Here is a 19144-nt window from a genome sequence, read left to right as displayed (position 1 = left end):
GGACGTGGCGGGGCGCGGCGGGCCAGTACCTTTCGCGGTCCTCCTTCCTCTGTTCTCGACCAGGGGCGTTCAGTCTTCGGCCAGGAACGCATCGAGGCGGTCGATACGGCCGCGCCACAGCTGTTCATAGCTGGTGAGCAGGCCCTGTGCGGTGCGGATGGTCTCGGGATTGCCGCGGATCCGGCGTTCTCGGCCGATGCGGTTGTTGCTGATCAACCCGGCCTCCTCGAGGACGTTGACGTGCTTACGGACCGCCGCGAACGACATCGCGTACCGCTCGGCGAGTTCGGAGACGGACGCCTCCTCGACGAGCGTGCGCCGGACGATGTCGCGGCGCGTGGCATCAGCCAGCGCTCGGAAGATCCGGTCGACGTCGGCATCGCTGAAGTCCGTCTCGTACGGTTGATGTAGAACCATTTGGTATCACGTTAGGCCGACCACGCCCGCCCGTCAATGGCTGCCGCCGGGGAATTTTCCCGCCCGGTCCCCGGGCCCTGACCTGGACTGCCCTGAAGGCGCGGTCCAGGGCATCGCAGGTCAACGCGCCGGAGCCGCGCGAGTGGCACCCCCGCCCCGAACTTGTCGCATTCCGGCTTCACTGGCCCCGGCAATCCTGGCAGCCAACAATGTCGTACCTCGAACATACAGTCGGACACATGACGACCACCTACCCGTTCACCACGCAGAATTCGGCCCCCTCGACCGAGGCGCTCAACACGCAGTTCGCTCAGTCCGCTCAGTTTGCGGAGAGATTCGAACCGCCGCCGGGATTCACAACGACCACAGCCCCCGCCACCGAGGTGCTCGTCCCGGACGCCTTCGGCCGGTGGGACCCCGGACAGCAACGCGGGTATCTCGCCCAACGAGCGATCAATGCCGCCGAGGGCCGGACCGTCGTCTACGCCTATGCCTGCGTTCGCAGGGCCACCGAGCACGACGAGCAGCGCGACCCGCTGGACACGGCCGCCACCATGGTGGGCGCGTCGATGGCCTTGTCGCGCCGCGGCGCATTCCGCCTCGTCACCACAGCGGTGGAATTGATCGAGCGGCTCCCGCGAACCGCGGCTCTGCTGACGACCGGATGGATCGGGGCCCAGGCAGCCCACGCCATCGCCGAGGAGACCGCACTGGTCGAGGACACGCTGATCCCTGAACTCGACCGGCGCATCTGCGAGGGCCTCGCACCGACCAGGCGACGGACGCACCCGCCCAGAATCGGACCTCTGCGCAAGATGCTCAGCAAGCATGTCGCGGCCTGCGACCCCGTCGGTGCCGATGCGCGCGCACAGCAGACGCGACGTGATCAGAACGTGAGGATGACGCCCATATCGGGCGACCACGCCCGGATCACCGCGACCCTCACCGCAGTGGACGCCATCGAGATCGCCGACCGCATCGAGGCGCTGGTACGCACCGTCTCCGCGGACGATCCCCGGACCAGCGGGCAACTCCGAGCCGCCGGCCTACTCGCCCTGAGTCGCGGCTGGACCTGTCTGCCGGAGCCCGACGGCAGCCACCCCACCGATCCGGCCGCGCAAGAGGCGGCTCGGCGGGTGATCATCCATTCCTATGACGACGGAGATCCCGACTTCCGCGGGCTGTTCCTGACGGGATACGGTCCGGTCACCGGCTACACCGCCGATGAGTTGCAGCGCATGGCGAGACGAAGGCTCGACGCGCTGGACACTCTCGCCGACCCGGACAGCGAGGCGGCGCGCCGGTACTCCCCCTCGGAGGCACTGTCCCACTTCTGCCGGGGCCGCGACGGCACTTGCGTCTTTCCCGGATGCCAGACCCCGGCGGACAAGACCGACCTCGATCACATCATCCCGTTCGACCATGACGAACCCGGCCGTGGCGGTCACACGACAAGCGACGATCTCGGCTGTCTCTGCCGCACGCATCATCGCCTCAAGACCGAAGGCCTATGGGCGTACTACCGGAACACCGAAGGGGTCTACGTGTGGATCCACGGGCCGAACCATCCCGACCGGGACCCCGGGACGCGGATCATGAGCGTCCCCAACGGGCCGCTCGCGCAGTTCGCCGCACCGCGGCACCCCGAGCGCAGTTGTCTACAACAGGAGTCGGCGGAGGCCGGCCGGACCGGCGACGGCATAGCCGGGGCAGGACGCCGGCCGCACAGGCGGCAGCGCCGGCACACCGAACGGCGGTACCTGCGGGCGCAGGCCGAGCAGCGGCTCCGGCCGACGGGCGGATCCGCCGAGCAGCCGCCGGGGCAGCAGGGGCGGTCGGCAGCCTAGGCCGCGCCGCCGGGTGTCAGTTCAGGCCCGCGTACGAGTGCAGACCGGAGACCACGATGTTGATGAAGAACAGGTTGAACACCAGCACCACGAATCCGGCGATGTTGATCCACGCCGCCTTCTTCGGGCCCCAGCCGGAGGTGGCGCGAGCGTGCAGGTAGCCGGCGTACAACACCCACGAGATGAACGACACCGTCTCCTTGGGGTCCCAGCCCCAGAACCGGCCCCACGCGCTCTCGGCCCACACCGCGCCCAGCAGGATGCCCACGCCGAAGACGGGGAAGCCGATCACGGTGATGCGGTAGGCCAGCCGGTCGAGGGTCTCCGCCGCCGGCAGGGGGCGGGCCAACCCGGCAGCCCAGCCGTTCTCCTGGCCCTGCGGCTGCCACACGCGGATGAGGTACATGATCGACACGACACCCGGGACGAGCAGGATCCCCGCACCCAGCGAGATGATCGACACATGGATCGGCAGCCAGTACGAGCGCAGCGCCGGCACCACGGGTGCGGCCTCGGAGTACAGGTGCGTCCCGCCGAAGAACATGAGCACCAGCACCGGGAGCAGCAGGTACGGCCATGCCGTCTGCATCGCGGGCTTGCGCAGGAACACCAGCCCGGCGCCCACCCCGAGAATCGACGTGCCGAGGATGAACTCGTACATGTTGCCGAGCGGGAACCGGTCGGTTGCGAGTCCTCGCAGGATCAGCGACGCCACCGAGAAGACGAATCCTATGGTGATGAACAGCTGCGCGATCCGGGCCCAGCGCCGGTTCCCGGCGGCGGCCCGCTCATCGTCGGCGATTCCGGTGGAGCTGAGCGAGGTGGACTCGGTGAGCCCGGTGCCGCCGGCCGCTACGAGCTCCTTCTCCGAGACCTTGGCTACGCGGAACCCCCCGTAGTAGACCAGCGATGCGATCAGCGCCAGTACGTAGATGCCGAACGCCGTCCGGAACGCCAGATCCGAGTACGTGGACAGGGTCTCGTTGACAGGCAGCCCCTGAGCGAGAATCAAGGTATTCACCGGGTGTCGTCCTTCCGCACGGTGTCGTCGGCATCGCCGCGACTGGTTGAAGTGTGTCCCGGCTCCGCCGGATCAGGCAAGCCGTCACCGGGCAACACGGGTGTGACAGTGGATTCAGCGACCAGCCGGTCCCGGAGTGCATCGAATTCCGAGCCCCAGCCCGATCGGTCCGTCCGGGCCAGGCCCCCCAGGTCGACGCGGGTGACGTTGTCGTCGTCGATACTCACCCGGGCCCAGATTCGCCGGCGCCGCACCATCAGGCTCAACACCAGGCCGCCCATCATGACCGCGGCGAACACTCCCACCCAGATCTGTGTGGGGTCCTCGGAGACCTGGATGTTGATGAACTCCTCGGCGCCGTCGAACCGGACCTCGGTGCCGTCGGCGAGCGTCGTGGACTCGCCCGGCCGCAGGTTGACGCGCGCCTCGCGGTTGAGCAATCCCGACTCGATGAGGTCCGGCTCCAGCGAGAAGATCGACTGCGGGCGGCCGGTGTCCAGGCCGGCGTCGCCGCGGTAGACGTCGATCGCCACCGCCGGGTCGTCCATGCGCGGGAAGCGGGAGCTGAGCAGGGTGCCGTCGAACTGCGCGGTCGGCGCGAACAGGCCCTGCACGGCGATCTGCTGCCCACGCCGCTCGACCAGGTCCGGGTACATGCCGGCCGGCGGATCGAAGCGCATGATTCCCGAGGACAGGAACGTCTGCAGCTCCGTCGGCTGCCAGTGCTGGGTGTCGGTGCGGGTCTCGCCGTTGGGGAACGTCACCGTGAACGTGGGCGCGAAACCGTGTCCCTGCAGGTAGACGCGGGTCGAGCCGATGCGCAGCGGGTGGTTGACCGCCATCTCGTAGTGTTCCCACGTGTCCGGGGAGGTGGTGGCCACGTCCTCGGTGAAGCGCACGTTCGAGGTGAACATCTCGGCCTGGCCGTTGGACAGGTAGTCGGCGCGGAAGTCCTCGATCTTGATGCAGAACTGCTCGAGGTCTGTGCCGTCGACGAGCAGGCCGGCGCGGAACGAATCGTACGCGCTCGGCGTGGTGTTGCAGAACGCCGGCGACTCCTCGTTGGCGATGAGTACCCGCATGCCCTCGGCGTACACGAACTTGCCAGCCGCGAACATGATCAGCAGGGCGAGCAGGGCGAAGTGGAAGACGATGTTGCCGACCTCGCGCGTGTAACCGCGCTCGGAGGACAGCTCGATGGTGCCGGGGACGCGGCCGTCGCCGTCGTTGCGTCGCACCCGCCAGCCACGCAGCGCGCGCTGCACCTGGCCCGCCGCCTCCTCCGGCGTGGCGGTGGTGCGGTACGCGGCGTGGTGCGGCAGCCGACCGAGATTGCGGGGCGTGAGCGGTGGCGGCGTGCGCAGCTGCTTGACCAGGTCGATACAGCGCGGCGTCAGGCAGCCGACCAGCGAGACGAACAGCAGGACGTAGATGGCGGTGAACCACCAGCTGCCGAACACGTCGAACAGCTGCAGTTTGTCGTAGAGCTCGCCGATCCAGCCGTTCTCTTCGATGTACTCGACGACATTGCCCTCGTTGAGGCTGCGCTGCGGCAGGAGTGCACCGGGGATGGCGGCCACCGCCAGCAGGAACAACAGGATGAGGGCCGTGCGCATCGCCGTGAGGGTGCGCCATGCGTTACGGAAGAAGGCTGTGACGGCGGCTGTTCTGGGCATGGGGTCCATCTGCGTGTCGCGGTGCGTCGAGGCTGCTGCGGCTGGGTGCGCCACAGCCGGTTCGACGCCGGTCGGTCCCAGGCTAGTCGGGGGAACCTGAGCGAAACCTGGCAGGGTACAGCCGGTGACCCCGACTATGACGGGGGTCTCCCGAGGCGGAGATCGACGCGCGGCGAGGGGCCGGTATCGGCGCCCGAGAATCTCTTCGGGGCACCCCGCCTGCGGGCGCTCCGGGGAATGGTCTATTGTTCTTTCTCGCAAGGACACGGGCGCTCACGGGCCCGAGGTCCCATGCGGATGTGGCGCAGCTGGTAGCGCATCACCTTGCCAAGGTGAGGGTCGCGGGTTCGAATCCCGTCATCCGCTCAGAATGTGATGTCCCGGATCGTCGTTCACCGATGGTCCGGGACATCACTCATTTGTGGGCTTCGCAGGTTCGCGCGCGCAGGCTAGATGGGCAGCGTGGTGTCCGAGATGGCGAAGTCGCGCAGCCAGTCGATGAACAGCGCCCATGCGCCGGTCAGCAGCAGCAGGCCCACGACGATCAACATCACTCCGCCGAACACCTGGATGCCGCGGGTGTGCTTCTGCAGCCAGCCGACGGTGCGCATCGCCCAGGTGGAGCCGAAGGCCACCACGACGAACGGCAGGCCGAGTCCGAGGCAGTAGGCCACGATCAGCAGCACGCCGCGGGCGGCGTCGACTCCGGTCCCGGCGGCCACGGACAGCGCGGCGGCCAGGGTCGGTCCGAGGCACGGGGTCCATCCGAGCGCGAACACGGCGCCGAGCAAGGGGGCGCCGAGCCACGTCGACAGCGACCTGGGCTGCATCCGGGTATCACGCTGCAGTGTGGGGACCAGCCCGATGAAGACCAGTCCCATGAGGATGGTCACGACGCCGCCGAGGCGCTGCAGTAGCTCCTGCTGCGGTGCGAGGTACTGCACGGTTCCCAGCACCATGGCGCTGAGCAGGACGAACACCACGGTGAAACCGGCCACGAACAGCAACGACGCCCCCACGACGCGGGCTCGCGACGCCTGCCGTGTTCGGCGTTCCTCCACGGTCAGCGTCGCGTTGGCCGCGCGCTGCCGTTCCGCGGCAGCCGCGGTGGCCGGCGGCCGCTCGGCACCCACGACGCTGGCCAGGTACGCCAGGTAGCCGGGCACGAGTGGAACAACGCAAGGCGAGGCGAAGGAGACGAGCCCGGCGAGCACGCAGGCTCCCAGCGCCAGCAGGATCGGCCCGCCGGCGACCGTCTGCTGGAACGTCTCCCCCACGCTCTGGGCGAGCACGATCACGTCCGGGCTCACGCCGGCTCGACCTCCTCGGCCAGGAGCCGCTCGATGGCGCTGTTGAGTTTCTCGTCGGTGATCTCGACCAGGTACACGGCGGCCACGCGGTGCTGCTTGTCGAGCAGAAGTGTGGTGGGCACGACCGAGGTGGGGAATCCGTGCAGCGCGGCGACGGCGGCGTTGCTGGGGTCCCAGATCGACGGGTAGGTGACGCCGTTGTCCGACACGAAGTCGACGGGCTTCTGCCGGTTGGGGTCCCGCAGGTTGATACCGAACACCGTCGCGCCCCGGGGGCCGAACTCGTCCTGGATGCGTTGGAGGTCGTCGACCTCGGCCCGGCACGGGCCACACCACTGGCCCCAGGTGTTGAGCACCACGACCTCCCCCGCGTGGTCCTGCTGCAGGTTGAGCGTGGTGTCCGGGTCGAGCAGGTCCGGGCCGGCGATCTCGGCGACGGGCTTACGCTCGGCCGGCGGGTCGTAGAGGATCTCGAGCTTGCCGTCGGGGCTGACGAACTCGAAGGTCTCAGGACCGGCCACCACGGCGTCGTCCCCGGTGGCGCAGCCACTGGTGACCAGCACGCCTGTCATCATCAACGCACCGAGCGCGGTTCGGGTCTTACGCATGGTTTCCGTTCAGGCTCCGGTCTGGGACGGGTCGGACGCACCCGCCGGCTCCGAGTAGACGATGTCGCGCAGTGTGGTGCCCTCGAACACCAGCGAGGTGATCGACGCCAGCGAACACTGCCGCTTGCGCGGATCGTGCCACAGTCGGCGGCCCTCGAGAAAACGACGGGTGGTGTAGACGGGCAGCTGGTGGCTGACCAGGACCGCCTCGTGTCCGCGCGCCACGTCGAGGGCCGAGTACACGGCCCCGATCATCCGGTGCGCGATCTGCAGGTACGGCTCGCCCCACGACGGCTGCATCGGGTTCAACAGGATCGGCCAGTACTGGGGGTCACGTAGCGCCCCGCCGCGCCCGCCGACCTTGTTTCCCTCGAACCGGTTGTCCGCCTCGATGATGTCCTCGTCGATCCCCACCGGAAGCCCGAGCCGCTCGGCGAGCGGGGCCGCGGTCTCCTGCGCGCGCTGCAGCGGCGAGGCGACGATCGAGACGATGTCGTGCCCGGAACCGAGCACCCGCCCCACGGTCTCCGCCTGGCTCCGGCCCAGCTCGGACAGCCGGAAGCCGGGTAGCCGCCCGTACAGGACGCCGTCAGGGTTGTGTACCTCACCGTGGCGCACGAGGTGGACGATCGTCTGCGTCTCGGGACCACGGGCCGAGGCGTCACGTGAGGTCGACGACGACGAGCGCGGCTCACCCGGCGCGGCGATCGTCCCCGGCTCGGCGCCATAGGCCTCGGATCCCTCGGCCTCGGTCGACACGTGGGCGTCGCCGGCGTCGGCCGCGGCACCGGGCCCCGTCAGCGACGGCGGCGCGTCGGCGGGGGCGGGATGGTCGCCCCGCAGGGGGATCGGCAGTGAGGTGGGGCCCGTCGCCGGGACTGCGAACCTCGCGCGCAGGCCTCGCTTGTTCCCGCTCATCGGGCGTTGTCCGGGGCGGTGGCGGCGGCTGCTGCCTCGGCGGCGACCGGCAGCGCATCGGCAATGTGCTGGAAGTCGTCGTCGGTGAGCGCGGTGGAGACGAACCAGGTCTCGAACGCGCTCGGCGGCGCGTAGATCCCACGATCGAGGAGGGTGTTGAAGAACGGTGCGTACCGGAACGACTCGGCGGCCTTGGCGCCGGCGTAGTCGGTGACCTGGTCCTCGGTGAAAAAGGTGCTGAGCATGGTGCCGGCACGCTGGATGGTGTGGGCCACGCCCGCCGCGTGCAGCGCATTGCTGATCAGCGCCTCGAGCCGGTCGGCGTTGGTCTGCAGCGTGTAGTAGCAGGAGTGGTCGGCCAGACGCAGTGAGGTGAGGCCGGCGGCCACTGCGACGGGGTTTCCGGACAGGGTCCCGGCCTGGTAGACGGGCCCGGCCGGGGCGAGGGCCGCCATGACGTCGGCGCGACCACCGAAGGCGGCCGCGGGCAGGCCTCCGGACATGACCTTTCCGAAGGTGGTCAGGTCGCCGGCCACGCCGTCGATCCCCCACCAGCCGCGGTCACCGGCACGGAAGCCGGTCATGACCTCATCCATGATGAGCAGCGCGCCGCCTGCCGAGCAGAGGCTGCGCAGTTCCTCGTTGAACCCGGGCAGTGGCGGGACCGTGCCCATGTTGCCGGCGGCTGCCTCGGTGATCACGCAGGCGATCTGGTCGCCGTGGTTGGCGAACGCCAGGCGCACCGCGTCGACGTCGTTGTACGGCAGCACGATCGTGTCGTGGGCGCTGGCCCCGGTGACGCCGGGCGAGTCCGGCAGGGAGAACGTGGCCACCCCGGAGCCGGCGTCGGCGAGCAGCGCGTCGACGTGGCCGTGGTAGCAGCCGGAGAATTTGATGACCTTGGCCCGGCCGGTGAAGCCGCGGGCCAGGCGTACCGCGCTCATGGTGGCCTCGGTGCCCGAGTTGACCAGTCGCACCTCCTCCACGGACGTGCGGGCGATGATCTCGCGCGCCAGATCGACCTCACCCTCGGTGGGGGTGCCGAAGCTGAGTCCGCGGGAGGCCGCGGACCGGACGGCGTCGACGATCTCCGGGTGGGCGTGGCCGTGGATCATCGGCCCCCACGAGCACACGAGATCGATATAGCTGTTGCCGTCGACGTCCGTCATGCGAGAACCCCGCGCTTCACGCATGAAACGCGGGGTTCCGCCGACGGAGTTGAAGGCGCGGACCGGGGAGTTGACCCCACCGGGGATCAGCTCTCGGGCCTCCGCGAAGAGCTCGGCCGATCGCGTGGTGCCGGACAGGCCGGTCGGGGTCGGGAGGGCATCACTCGGGTTCGTCACCCCTCCAGTGTCTCAGAGACGCCCGACGAGCTCTCCCCCGCGGTGCGTGGCCTGCGGCTATGCCGGCGGCGCCGGCGGGGTGAACAGCGACTTGGCCGCCGCGTCGATCTGACCGGCCACGTCCTGCAGCGCCTTCTGCGCCTGCGCGTGCACCTCCTGCGGGGTGGGCAGCGGGGCCGGAGCGGGGATCACCGGCGCGGGGGCCGCGTTCACCGGTGCGGCCTCGACGGATCCGGTGACCGGCGCGGTCGCGGCGTCGCGGTGCGTGCCGTACCAGTCGTCGGCGCCCTCGACCGGGGCCCCCATGCCCTCCTGGGCGGCGGAGGCGCGGTCGGCCGCGTCCCACTTGGGCAGCGGGTCCGGCGACGGCTTGCCCGGCACGTGGCCGGGGGTGGCCTGTCCGGTCTCGAGGAACTCCATGACGATCCGGTCGACGGCCTCGTTACCGGTCCGGAACACGGCGTGGTCGCCGCCCCCGACGGTCACCAGCGTGCCGCCCATGGCGTCGGCGACGCGGTGGGCCCCGGCGATCGGGGTCACGGCGTCGTCCTCGGAGTGCAGGACGAGAGGCTTCACGTCCAGCTCGTCTCCGCTGGGGTCGATCGTGCGGGCGACGGGATCCCAGCCCACACAGTCGTCGCCGGCGGCCTCGACCGCGGCGCGCGTCGCGAGTCGGCTGCCTCCGGTGGCCTTGTCGATCTTGGCCGCCGTCACCCCCAGCTGGTCGGCCGGGGCGGCCGTCTCGTTGCAGGTGATGATCGCGTTCATCTCGATGTCGGTGCGGTAGACCGGCGAGCGGTTCTCCTGCGCCGCGAGCATGAGGCCGACGGTCTCGTAGTCGACCCGGGCGATCTGGCCGCCGTCGTTGTAGTACTTCAGGATGTGGGCCAGCATCGGCCACGCCTGCTCGTTGTAGGTGGCGCCCACGGTGGCGTCGTAGAGACCGGTGGTGGCGTTGTTGGTCAGGCCCTGCAGCGCGGCTGCGCGGGCGAAGCCCTCGACGCGGGCGCGGCCCGGCGCGGTCGTGTTGACCACGTCGATGGCCGGCTGCTCGAGCACCGTTCCGCGCAGCTCGACCGGCAGGTCACGGGTCTCGGCCGGCGGGGGCGTCAGGTTGGCGGGGCCGCCCACCTCCTGGTCGGTCACCCACTTCCAGGAGTGGAAGACCTTCAGGGGGGTGTCACCGAGCCCGTAGTACTCGTCCCGCTCGGAGATCCACCCGAAGATGTCGTTGACCCGCTTCTCCTGCGCGAACGCGCCCTGCTGCGCCTGCTCGGACCAGCGCCAGTCGGGGTGGGTGTTGGAGTCGAGCACCATCTTCCCGGTGTGCTCGGGGAACAGCGTCGCGTAGTCGGTGCCGATCGCGGTGCCGTAGGACACGCCCAGGTAGTCGATCTCGGCGAGCTCGAGCGCCTCGCGCACCGCATTGGTGTCGCGCGCGGCGTTCTCGGTGGTCATGGACTTCATGTACGCCGGGTCGGTGCCGAAGCACGCGTCGTGCAGCGGGTTGGCGGAGTTCGGGCCGACGTACTCGACCTCACAGACCATCGGGTTGGAGCCGAACATGCCGCGGGGCTGGACCGCCACCAGGTCGTGGTTCTCGTACAGCCCGGCCGGCGCGGAGCCGTCCAGCGGCGGGTTCCAGAAGTTGAGCGCGTAGTTTCCCGGCCCGCCCGGGTTGCCGAACACGGTGGACCTGGCCTGTCCCGAGGAGGCCTTGATCCGGGTCAGCGCGACCTTGGTTGTGGCGCCGGCCGGGTCGCCGTAGTCGACGGGCACCTCGACGGTCCCGCACTCCATCCCGGCGGGGAGGTATTCGGACTCCACGCCGAGCATCTCAGTACATTCCTGCCACTCCACCGGGGCGGCTGCGGCCACTCCCGATCCCAGCAGTGCGATCGCTCCCACGACCGCGGTGGTGCCAACGAAAGTGCTAGATGGCTGCACCGATCCCCAATTCCATGTGCTGTAGGTGTCTTCCCGAGAATCGGACGCCTCGCCGCAGGCTTTCACCATGGCCACATACGTCCGAACTTTCCCAACAGTAGCGTGTGGTGCGCACCACGTGGAATCGCCGGGCAAGCACTCAGCGAACCGTCATCCGATCGTTACCGTGACACGCTGATCCGCCACGAAACCCCAGGCAGAAGTGGATATATCAGCCTCGGAGACGTGAGGTGGCACTCAGGATCGACAGCATCGCGAACACCATCGCCAGACCGGCTGACACGGTGGCGGCAAGCAGCAACCGGGTGTCGGTGACCGTGCGGACGACGGTGCCGTCCACGGGCGGGTCGATGGCGGGCGGAACGACCTCGATCGACCCCCGCGACAGCCACCACAGGAGCACGGCCAGGGCCGCCGCGACAGTCGCCACGACGACGTGACGCCGAGCCCTCATGCCGGGCCCGACGACGCATCGGCGGCCCCGACGGCGTCGACCAGAGCCGCACGCAACGCGGCGGGACGGCGGCACCATGCGCGGACCTCGGCGCCGGTGTCCAGACGCAGCCCCACGGCCCCGCGTCGCCGCGGGACCTCGCGTAGCTCACCGAGCGTGCGGGCGGTCTGCCAGGACGCCTCGTCAGGGCCCGCGCCGGCAGGGGGGAGTACCTGCTCGACGTGGGCCAGGTCGAGTTCCTCGGTGCCCTGGTAGTAGGCGGTGGGGGTGAGCCGGACGCGTCCATGCACGCGCGTGGCGGCGATCATGACCCCGTGGCACAGCGCGGACGCGATCGCGCAGATGGTCAGCATCAGCCAGTGCACCGGCGCATCGGTGAGCCACTCGAACAACCCGGCCGCGGTGCAGAACAGCGGGGCCGCCAGGATCCAGGCCCAGCTCCAGCCGTCCTCGGCGTACAGGACGGGCCCCTCGGGCTCGGCGCCCGGCCGGATCCGGGCCGGTTCACTTGCCGACACGGGTCCCCCTGTCGCCCTTGGTGTACGCGAGCGCCTCCGCGGTGTGCTGGCGCCAGACCGCGGTGGCGGCGCACAGCCCCGCGAGGATCTGGAGGGCGACGACGACGAAGCTCACGACCTCGTCACGGTCACCCGCGCCGGCCACGCCACCGAACACGCCGATGACGACGGACACCGCATCGATCACGAGAAAGATCGCGATGAGGTTGAGCATGGTGCGGGCCCAGCCCCTGCCCGCCCGGAGCCGGAATGCCAGCCACACCGTCAGCGCGGCGGCCAGCAGCGCGAACACCGCACCGACGGCCAGCGCGAGCTGGAACAGCGAATCGATGGAGATGTCGGTCGTGCCCGCGTTATCCACGGCGTCGCGGAAGGCGCCCTGGGTGGCGACGGGCAGATCCGTGAGCCGCGCGGTCGCCGCGTTGAGCAACATGCCCGCCAACGCGAACACCGCCGCGGCCAGCCACAGGCCCCAGGCCGCGCGGATCTCCTCGGGGGGCGGGGGCGAGGGCCGGTCGAGCTCGGCCTCCCCGCCGGACCCGGCGACGGGGCCGGCCCCGCCGGTGTCGTCGGGGGCCGGCGGCCGCCACGGTCCGCTGGAGGTCACCGCCGACCACGGCCTTCGGCCAGCAGCTTCGCGGCGAGCAGCGCCCAGTACGTCAACACGATGTCGGCACCGGCACGGCGGATGGACAGGAGCGATTCCATGACCGCCGGATCGTGGTCGATCCAGCCCCGCTCGGCCGCGGCCGAGATCATCGCGTACTCACCGGAGACCTGATAGGCCGCGACCGGGACGTCGGAGATCTCCGCGGTCTGGCGGAGGACGTCGAGATACGACATGGCCGGCTTGACCATCACCATGTCGGCCCCCTCGTCCAGATCCAGCCGCACCTCTCGCAGGGACTCGCGCAGGTTGCCGGGGTCCTGCTGGTACGTCTTGCGGTCACCCTGCAGGGACGAGCCGACCGCCTCGCGGAACGGGCCGTAGAACGCGCTGGCGTACTTGGCGCTGTAGGCGAGCACCGCGACGTCCTGATGCCCCTGGGCATCGAGAGCCGCGCGGATGGACGCGATCTGCCCGTCCATCATCCCGCTGGGCCCCACGACGTGGGCTCCGGCCGCCGCCTGGGCGACCGCCAACTCGTTGTAGGCGGTCAGCGTGGCGTCGTTGTCCACCACCACCTCGCCGCGGGGGCCGGTACCGAGTACTCCGCAATGCCCGTGGTCGGTGAACTCGTCGAGGCACGTGTCCGCCATCACGACGAGGTCGTCACCGACCTCCTCGCGGACCGCCGCCAACGCCCGGTTGAGGATGCCGTCCGGGGCGACCCCACAGCTGCCGCGGGCGTCCTTGTCCTCGTCCCGCGGTACCCCGAAGAGCATGATCCCGCCGAGTCCCGCCTCGGCCGCCGAGGCGGCTTCGCGACGCAGTGAATCCACGGTGTGCTGGGCGACGGAGGGCAGGGAGCTGATGGGCCGCGGCTCGTCGATTCCGTCGGCAACGAACACCGGCAACACCAGCTGCCGGGCCTCAAGCGTGGTCTCCCCCACGAGTCGACGCATCGCAGGAGTGTTCCTGAGGCGTCGCGGTCGGACTACGGGGGCGGCAGGATTCTGCGGCAATTCGATCACGCCCTCCACTCTACGAAAGTCCACCACCCGACGGCGGCGCGCGACGGCGTCACCAGCTACTCTCCCCCACCGACGAGCGCGCCCCCGGAGCTCGGGAGAACTCGGGGGCGCGTTGCCGCGGTCGCGGTCAGCGGCGACGCGCGCGACGACGCGGCGGCGGCAGCTCGCCGGCCGCGCGCAGGTGGTCGGCGTGCGAGGCCAGGGCGTCGACCAGCTCGAGCACCGAGGCGTTCTCGGGCTGCACGTCCACGCGCAGTCCGAACTCGGCGGCGGTCTCGGCGGTCCGGGGCCCGATGCACGCGATGAGCGTGCGGGCATGCGGCTTGCCGGCGATCCCCACGAGGTTTCGCACGGTCGAGGAGCTGGTGAAGCAGACGGCGTCGAACCCGCCGGTCTTGATCATCTCGCGGATCTCGGCGGCCGGCGGAGCGGCACGCACGGTCCGGTACGCGGTGACGTCCTCGATCTCCCAGCCACGGTCGGTCAGGCCCTCGGCGAGGGTCTCGGTGGCGATGTCGGCGCGCGGGAGCAGGACCCGGTTGACCGGGTCGAGGACGTCGTCGTACGGCGGGAACACCTCGAGCATGCCCAGGCTGGACTGCTCGCCGGAGGGCAGCAGTTCCGGCTGGATGCCCAGCTCACGGACGCGTGCCGCGGTGCCCTCGCCGACGCAAGCGATCTTCACGCCGGAGAAGGCGCGGGCATCCAGGCCGAACTCGACGAACTTCTCCCACACGGCACGCACGGCGTTCGCGGAGGTGAACACGACCCACTGGTAGCGGCCGTCGACGAGCCCCTTGACGGCGCGCTCCATCTGGGCGGGGCTGCGCGGCGGCTCCACCGCGATGGTCGGCACCTCGACGGGCACGGCGCCGTGCTCGGAGATGCGGTCGCTCATCTCGGCGGACTGGGCCTTGGTGCGGGGCACGAGCACGTTCCAGCCGAACATGGCACGCGACTCCCACCACTGGTGGCGGTGCCGCTCGCCGGCCGACTTGCCGATGGTCACGACGAGGTCGCCCTCCATGTCCCGCCCGACGTCGGCCATGGTGGCCAGGGTGCCGTCGGCGGACTTCTGGGCGCAGAGCGAACCGGAGCAGGTGACGGTCACCGGCGTACCGGCGGCCAGGCCCTGCTCGGCCAGGTTGGAGGCGGCCTCGGCGAGGTGGCGCCCGGTGGTGCGCAGGACGATCGGTCCGGGAGAGCCGACGAGGGCCGCCCAGTCGACCTTGCCGCGACCGTCGGCGAACACGTAGCCGGAGCCGAGCGCGATGCCGGCGAAGGCGGGCACGGCGGTGGCCTCGGCGACGCCGGGCACGACCTCGAACGGCACGACGGTGCGGCCGACGCCCGCGATCTCGGTGACGGTGGCGTCGGTGGTCATGGGGTCACCGGCGACCAGGCGGACGACGTCGCGCCCCTTCTTGGCCTCGGCGACGAGCTGCTTGGCGACGGCCGCGGGCTCGCCCAGCACGGGCCGGATGTCGGCCGCGGTCGGGGCGGGCAGGGCCTTGAGACGCTTGACCTCGGCCTTGTCCTCGGCGGCGACGGCCGCGTCCATCTCGGCCTGCCGCGCGTCGAGCATCTCCTGCGGCACCGGCACCTGTGTGGCGACCAGCGCGAGCACCTCGGCCGACACGTCGGCGTCGGCGAAGACCAGTGCGTTTCCGGCGAGGACCTCCTGGGCCCGGCAGGTGAGCATCCCCGCGTTGCCCGGACCTCCGCCGACGAAGCGGACGGTTCCGGGGCGGGTGTTGCGTGCTCGAGTCATTGTTCGTCTCTCCGTGGGATGGGTGTCGCGCGCTGGCTGCGCGCGAGTGGGGAGTTCGTGGGCGGGTCAGGAGTCGCGGACGGTCGGTGGCGCCGTCGTGGACTCCCTGGGTACGAGTGGGTCGCGTTGTTCGGGCGACTCGTCGGACATGAGGTCTCGCGCGCCCCGGTCGAGCAGTTCGGCCGCGAGTGTGCGTCCGAGCTCCTCGGCGGCCGCGAGGGGGCCGTCGGGGTGCTCCGCGGGGACGGTGGTCCCGTGGGTGCGTAGAACTGTGGAACCGTCGTGGGCGGCGACGACCGCGTGGAGCGTGAGCTCGGCGTCGGCGGCGACCCGGTCGGCGGCGGGGTCCGTACCGGCGAAGGCGGAGTCCGCGGGACCGATCCCGGACAGTTCCGCCCGCGCGCCCACGGGCGCGGTGCACCCGGCCTCGAGGTCGGCGAGCAGGCGCCGTTCGGCCGCGATCCGCACCCGGGTGGGGAGATGGTCGACGACGGCGAGGGCCGCGATCGCGTCCGGATCGTCAGCACGTGCTTCGACGGCCAACGCTCCCTGGGCGGGGGCCGGCAACATCTCGTCGATGCCGAACCGATGGGTGGCGCGCTCGCCCACCCGGGTGCGGTCGAGTCCGGCGGCGGCCAGGACCACCGCGTCGAGGTCGCCGCTGGTGACGTAGCCCATCCGCGTGTCGATGTTGCCGCGCAGCGGGTGCAGGTCCAGGTCGGGCCGCAGGGCCGCGAGCTGGGAGCGCCGGCGCGGGGCGGAGGTGCCGACGCGGGCGCCCTCGGGGAGCGTGGCCATGGTCAGACCGTCCCGGGCGATGAGCACGTCCGACGGGTCGACGCGGGGCGGCACGGCGATCGGCGCGAACCGTTCGTCGCGTGCGGTCGGCAGGTCCTTGTAGGAGTGGACGGCGATGTCGCAGTCCCCACGCTCCAGCGCGGCCCGGAGTTCGAGGGTGAACACGCCGACGCCGATCCGCTCGACCGGCGCCATCACGACGTCGCCCTTGGTCTGCACGATGACCAGCTCGGCCTGGTATCCGGCCGCGATGAGCGCGTCACGGACGTGCCCGGCCTGCGTGGTGGCCAGCGTGCTGCCGCGCGTTCCCACCTTCAGGATCCTGCTCATGACGCCTCCTCATCCACGATGCTGTCCAGATCGAACAATGTGCTCACCACTGCCGCGAAGTCCTCGCCGTCCGACCTGGCGGCGAGTTCTTTGACCTTCACCGTCGGCGGGTGCAGAAGTTTGTCGACCACCCGGCGGACGGTGTTGGCGACCTCGTCGCGCACCTTGTCGTCCATTCCCGGCAGGCGTGCCTCGAGGCGCCGCATCTCGGCCGCGACCACCTGCCCACCGCGTCCCCGCAGCTTGCCGATCAGCGGGCCGACCTCGGCCATGCGCTCGGCCTGGGTGTACGCGGTCAGCTCGGCGTCGACGATGGTGCGGGCCGCGTCGGACTCGGCGGCGGCGCCCGAGGTGGCGGGATCCTCCTTGAGGGCCTCGATGCCCAGGACCGTCACGCCGGGCAGTCCGGCGACCGCCGGGTCGACGTCCCGCGGCATCCCGAGGTCGCAGATGACCAGGTGGCCCAGCTCGCCGCGGCCGGCGAGCGCGGTGTGCACGTCGCCGAGCGTCACGACCGTGCCCACTGCTCCGGTGCAGGTGAAGAGGATGTCGGCCCTGGACACCGCGCGGGCCAGTTCCTCGAGCGGGAACGCCGCGGCCGGGGTGCCGGCGTCGCGGGCGATCTCCGACAGGCGCTCGGCCCGCTCGGCGGTGCGGTTGGTGACGTCGATGTGGGAGATGCCGCCGCGGCCCAGGTGCGCCACGGCGAGCCCGCCCATCGCGCCCGCACCGAGCACCACGGCCCGACGCCCGTCGAGGTGGCGGCCCGCGCCGGGGCCGTCGGCGGCCGAGCCGGCCGGGTCGAGGCCGGTCGCGTCGAGGATCTCGGCGGCCCGGTCCAGCGCGACCGACACCACGGAGGCACCGGCCGAGTCGATCCCGGTCTCGGTGTGGACGCGCTTGCCCACGTGCAGCGCCTGCTGGGCCAGACGGTGCAGTGTCGTCCCGGCCGCGCCGATCTCCGACGCCGACTGGTAGGCGGTGCGGATCTGGCCGATGATCTGCTGCTCGCCCACCACCATCGAGTCCAGGCCCGAGGCCACGGAGAACAGGTGCTCGGCTGCGGCCTCGGAGTACCGGATGTACAGGTGGCGGCTCAGCTCGTCGATCGCCATCCCGGAATGCCTCGACAGCAGCGCCACCACGTCGTCGAGCGCCGGGTGGAACGCCTTGGCGGCCGAGTACACCTCGACCCGGTTGCAGGTGGTGACGATCATCGCCTCGTCGATGTGCTCACCCGCGATCAGTTCCTCGGTGAGCACGTCCCGGTCGACCTCGGAGACGGCGACGGCCTCGAGCAGCGAGACGGGCGCACTGTGATGGGAGACACCCACCAGGAGGATGCTCACAACCGACCCCCGGCCGCCGGGGCGCGACGGGCCCATGCCAGAATGGATGCCAGCTCGTCAACTCGTGGCCTGACGGCCCGGGACGCGGCATCGGGACGGCCGCCACCGCGCGGGCCGGAGACCGAATGAACGGACAGGGCACCGCAGGACGAACTCGCGGAACGCTGCTCCACAGTCGGTCGTCTCCTGTCGATGTGCACGGCTGCGTACAGGCCGCCCCCACGCCGGGACCGACCTGCCGGGACGGTCGCGGCGGTGAAGCCTGCGTACGACCCGTAACGCGATCCACCGTAACCCGCATGGCACCCCGGGACAAAACCGTCACCGGGGTCAATGCTATGCGCGGCGGACCCCGCGCGCCGTCCGTGAGCAGCACCGACCGCCGGCCCGCCCCACGAAAGGACCTCCCCCGTGCCTCCCCGCCGCAGATACTCCTCGTCGGCGTCGCCGGCGACCCGCGCCCGCTACGCCAGGCGCCGTCAGCGGCGGCTGTCCCGGGTGGACAACGATCTCACCGACCAGCAGTGGTTCGAGATCCTCGACGCCTGGGAAGGATGCGCGTACTGCGGGGAGACCGGGCCGGCGCTGCAGCGCGACTGCGTCCAGCCGATCTCCCGCGGTGGCCGCTACACCGTGGAGAACGTGGTCCCGGCCTGCGCGTCCTGCAACGCGAGCAAGCACAACAGTGAGGTGACCGGCTGGATGCGGCGCAAGAAGCTCGACGAGGGCGCGTTCCTGCTGCGCCACGCGACGTTCCTCCGGGCGCTCCGGGGCGCCGGGCAGCCGGGGGTCCCCGAACTGTCGGAAGAGGCGGACGACGTCTAGTCCCAACCCGCGAACGGCTCGGTGTCGGCGAGCGTGGCGACGAGCTCGTCGTCGTCGACCTCCCAACAGGAGTGCTCGGAGCCGTCCACCAACACCACCGGCAGTCGGTCGCCGTACTCGATCGCGAGCTCGCGATCGGCGGCCAGGTCGACGTCGGTCACCTCCAGCCGCGCGCCCGCCCGCGCGCACAACGGGACCAGCTGATCGTGGACCCGCACGCAGCTCCCGCAGCCCTCGCGCGTCAACAACGTCACACCGTGCACCATGCCTAGATAGTGCCCGACCGCCCCAGGGCTGCCCTAGGATGGGGCCCATCGCCCCCAGGAGGTCACGACAGGTGAACGACGACGACGCCGACACCACGCCCGCCGACG

The 19144-nt window shown here is 70.8% G+C and carries 18 protein-coding genes and 1 tRNA gene; 3 read left to right on the top strand and 16 right to left on the bottom strand.

The window, feature by feature from the left end; translation table 11 throughout:
- Nucleotides 1-69: 69 nt before the first annotated feature.
- The gene (locus ACWGLC_RS02490) at nucleotides 70-417 is read right to left on the bottom strand and encodes an ArsR/SmtB family transcription factor (RefSeq protein ID WP_452098423.1); all 348 of its coding nucleotides are present in this window, start codon (nucleotides 415-417) and stop codon (nucleotides 70-72) included.
- 239 nt (nucleotides 418-656) lie between these two features.
- Here ACWGLC_RS02490 and ACWGLC_RS02485 point away from each other — a divergent pair, with 239 nt between their 5' ends.
- Nucleotides 657-2264 (top strand): DUF222 domain-containing protein, encoded by a 1608-nt coding sequence (locus ACWGLC_RS02485; RefSeq protein ID WP_452098422.1) that lies wholly within the window; start codon nucleotides 657-659, stop codon nucleotides 2262-2264.
- A 16-nt stretch (nucleotides 2265-2280) separates the two neighbouring features.
- Here ACWGLC_RS02485 and ccsB read toward each other — a convergent pair whose 3' ends face one another.
- A complete protein-coding gene (gene ccsB, locus ACWGLC_RS02480) occupies nucleotides 2281-3285 on the bottom strand; it encodes a c-type cytochrome biogenesis protein CcsB (RefSeq protein ID WP_452098421.1) in 1005 nt (334 codons plus the stop codon).
- Nucleotides 3282-4961: a cytochrome c biogenesis protein ResB gene (gene resB, locus ACWGLC_RS02475; RefSeq protein ID WP_452098420.1), complete on the bottom strand. Its 1680-nt coding sequence runs from the start codon at nucleotides 4959-4961 to the stop codon at nucleotides 3282-3284. Before resB ends, ccsB begins: the two co-directional genes overlap by 4 nt.
- A gap of 293 nt (nucleotides 4962-5254) precedes the next feature.
- Here resB and ACWGLC_RS02470 point away from each other — a divergent pair.
- Nucleotides 5255-5327, top strand: a tRNA-Gly gene (locus ACWGLC_RS02470).
- A gap of 83 nt (nucleotides 5328-5410) precedes the next feature.
- Here ACWGLC_RS02470 and ACWGLC_RS02465 read toward each other — a convergent pair.
- The 12 genes from ACWGLC_RS02465 to ACWGLC_RS02410 all read right to left on the bottom strand — a co-directional run bounded on the left by ACWGLC_RS02465 (nucleotide 5411) and on the right by ACWGLC_RS02410 (nucleotide 17945).
- Nucleotides 5411-6271, bottom strand: a complete 861-nt coding sequence (locus ACWGLC_RS02465; RefSeq protein ID WP_452098419.1) for a cytochrome c biogenesis CcdA family protein — start codon at nucleotides 6269-6271, stop codon at nucleotides 5411-5413.
- Nucleotides 6268-6879: a TlpA family protein disulfide reductase gene (locus tag ACWGLC_RS02460; protein WP_452098418.1), complete on the bottom strand. Its 612-nt coding sequence runs from the start codon at nucleotides 6877-6879 to the stop codon at nucleotides 6268-6270. The genes ACWGLC_RS02465 and ACWGLC_RS02460 overlap by 4 nt, the downstream gene beginning before the upstream one ends.
- Nucleotides 6880-6888: 9 nt before the next feature.
- Nucleotides 6889-7797: a histidine phosphatase family protein gene (locus ACWGLC_RS02455; RefSeq protein WP_443652042.1), complete on the bottom strand. Its 909-nt coding sequence runs from the start codon at nucleotides 7795-7797 to the stop codon at nucleotides 6889-6891.
- A complete protein-coding gene (hemL, locus tag ACWGLC_RS02450; protein WP_452098728.1) occupies nucleotides 7794-9104 on the bottom strand; it encodes a glutamate-1-semialdehyde 2,1-aminomutase in 1311 nt (436 codons plus the stop codon). Before hemL ends, ACWGLC_RS02455 begins: the two co-directional genes overlap by 4 nt.
- A 96-nt stretch (nucleotides 9105-9200) precedes the next feature.
- A complete protein-coding gene (locus ACWGLC_RS02445) occupies nucleotides 9201-11051 on the bottom strand; it encodes an alpha/beta fold hydrolase (protein ID WP_452098417.1) in 1851 nt (616 codons plus the stop codon).
- Between the two features lie 250 nt (nucleotides 11052-11301).
- Complete coding sequence (locus tag ACWGLC_RS02440; protein ID WP_452098416.1) at nucleotides 11302-11544, bottom strand: hypothetical protein; 243 nt, start codon at nucleotides 11542-11544, stop codon at nucleotides 11302-11304.
- On the bottom strand, nucleotides 11541-12062 hold the full coding sequence (locus ACWGLC_RS02435; RefSeq protein ID WP_452098415.1) for a hypothetical protein: 522 nt from the start codon (nucleotides 12060-12062) through the stop codon (nucleotides 11541-11543). Before ACWGLC_RS02435 ends, ACWGLC_RS02440 begins: the two co-directional genes overlap by 4 nt.
- A complete protein-coding gene (locus ACWGLC_RS02430) occupies nucleotides 12049-12669 on the bottom strand; it encodes a hypothetical protein (protein WP_452098414.1) in 621 nt (206 codons plus the stop codon). Before ACWGLC_RS02430 ends, ACWGLC_RS02435 begins: the two co-directional genes overlap by 14 nt.
- Nucleotides 12666-13706 (bottom strand): porphobilinogen synthase, encoded by a 1041-nt coding sequence (gene hemB, locus ACWGLC_RS02425; RefSeq protein WP_452098413.1) that lies wholly within the window; start codon nucleotides 13704-13706, stop codon nucleotides 12666-12668. The genes ACWGLC_RS02430 and hemB overlap by 4 nt, the downstream gene beginning before the upstream one ends.
- Nucleotides 13707-13824: 118 nt before the next feature.
- On the bottom strand, nucleotides 13825-15468 hold the full coding sequence (locus ACWGLC_RS02420) for a bifunctional uroporphyrinogen-III C-methyltransferase/uroporphyrinogen-III synthase (RefSeq protein WP_230928450.1): 1644 nt from the start codon (nucleotides 15466-15468) through the stop codon (nucleotides 13825-13827).
- 66 nt (nucleotides 15469-15534) lie between these two features.
- Nucleotides 15535-16596, bottom strand: coding sequence for a hydroxymethylbilane synthase (gene hemC, locus ACWGLC_RS02415; RefSeq protein ID WP_452098412.1), 1062 nt, complete (start codon nucleotides 16594-16596; stop codon nucleotides 15535-15537).
- Nucleotides 16593-17945 carry a glutamyl-tRNA reductase gene (locus ACWGLC_RS02410; protein ID WP_452098411.1) on the bottom strand — a complete coding sequence of 451 codons (1353 nt, stop codon included), beginning with the start codon at nucleotides 17943-17945 and terminating at the stop codon, nucleotides 16593-16595. The genes hemC and ACWGLC_RS02410 overlap by 4 nt, the downstream gene beginning before the upstream one ends.
- A 411-nt stretch (nucleotides 17946-18356) precedes the next feature.
- On the opposite strand from ACWGLC_RS02410, the gene ACWGLC_RS02405 reads away from it, so the two are divergent.
- Complete coding sequence (locus ACWGLC_RS02405) at nucleotides 18357-18770, top strand: HNH endonuclease (protein ID WP_452098410.1); 414 nt, start codon at nucleotides 18357-18359, stop codon at nucleotides 18768-18770.
- Here the strand turns inward: ACWGLC_RS02405 and ACWGLC_RS02400 are convergent.
- Entirely contained in the window at nucleotides 18767-19036 is a 270-nt protein-coding gene (locus ACWGLC_RS02400; protein ID WP_452098409.1) for a glutaredoxin family protein, read from the bottom strand. The two genes, ACWGLC_RS02405 and ACWGLC_RS02400, sit on opposite strands and share 4 nt — an antisense overlap.
- Between the last annotated feature and the right edge of the window lie 108 nt (nucleotides 19037-19144).

It is taken from the genome of Dietzia sp. NPDC055877 (assembly GCF_053615975.1).
The sequence above is the reverse complement of the archived record's forward strand: the minus strand, read 5'-3'. Positions and strand labels throughout refer to the sequence as shown.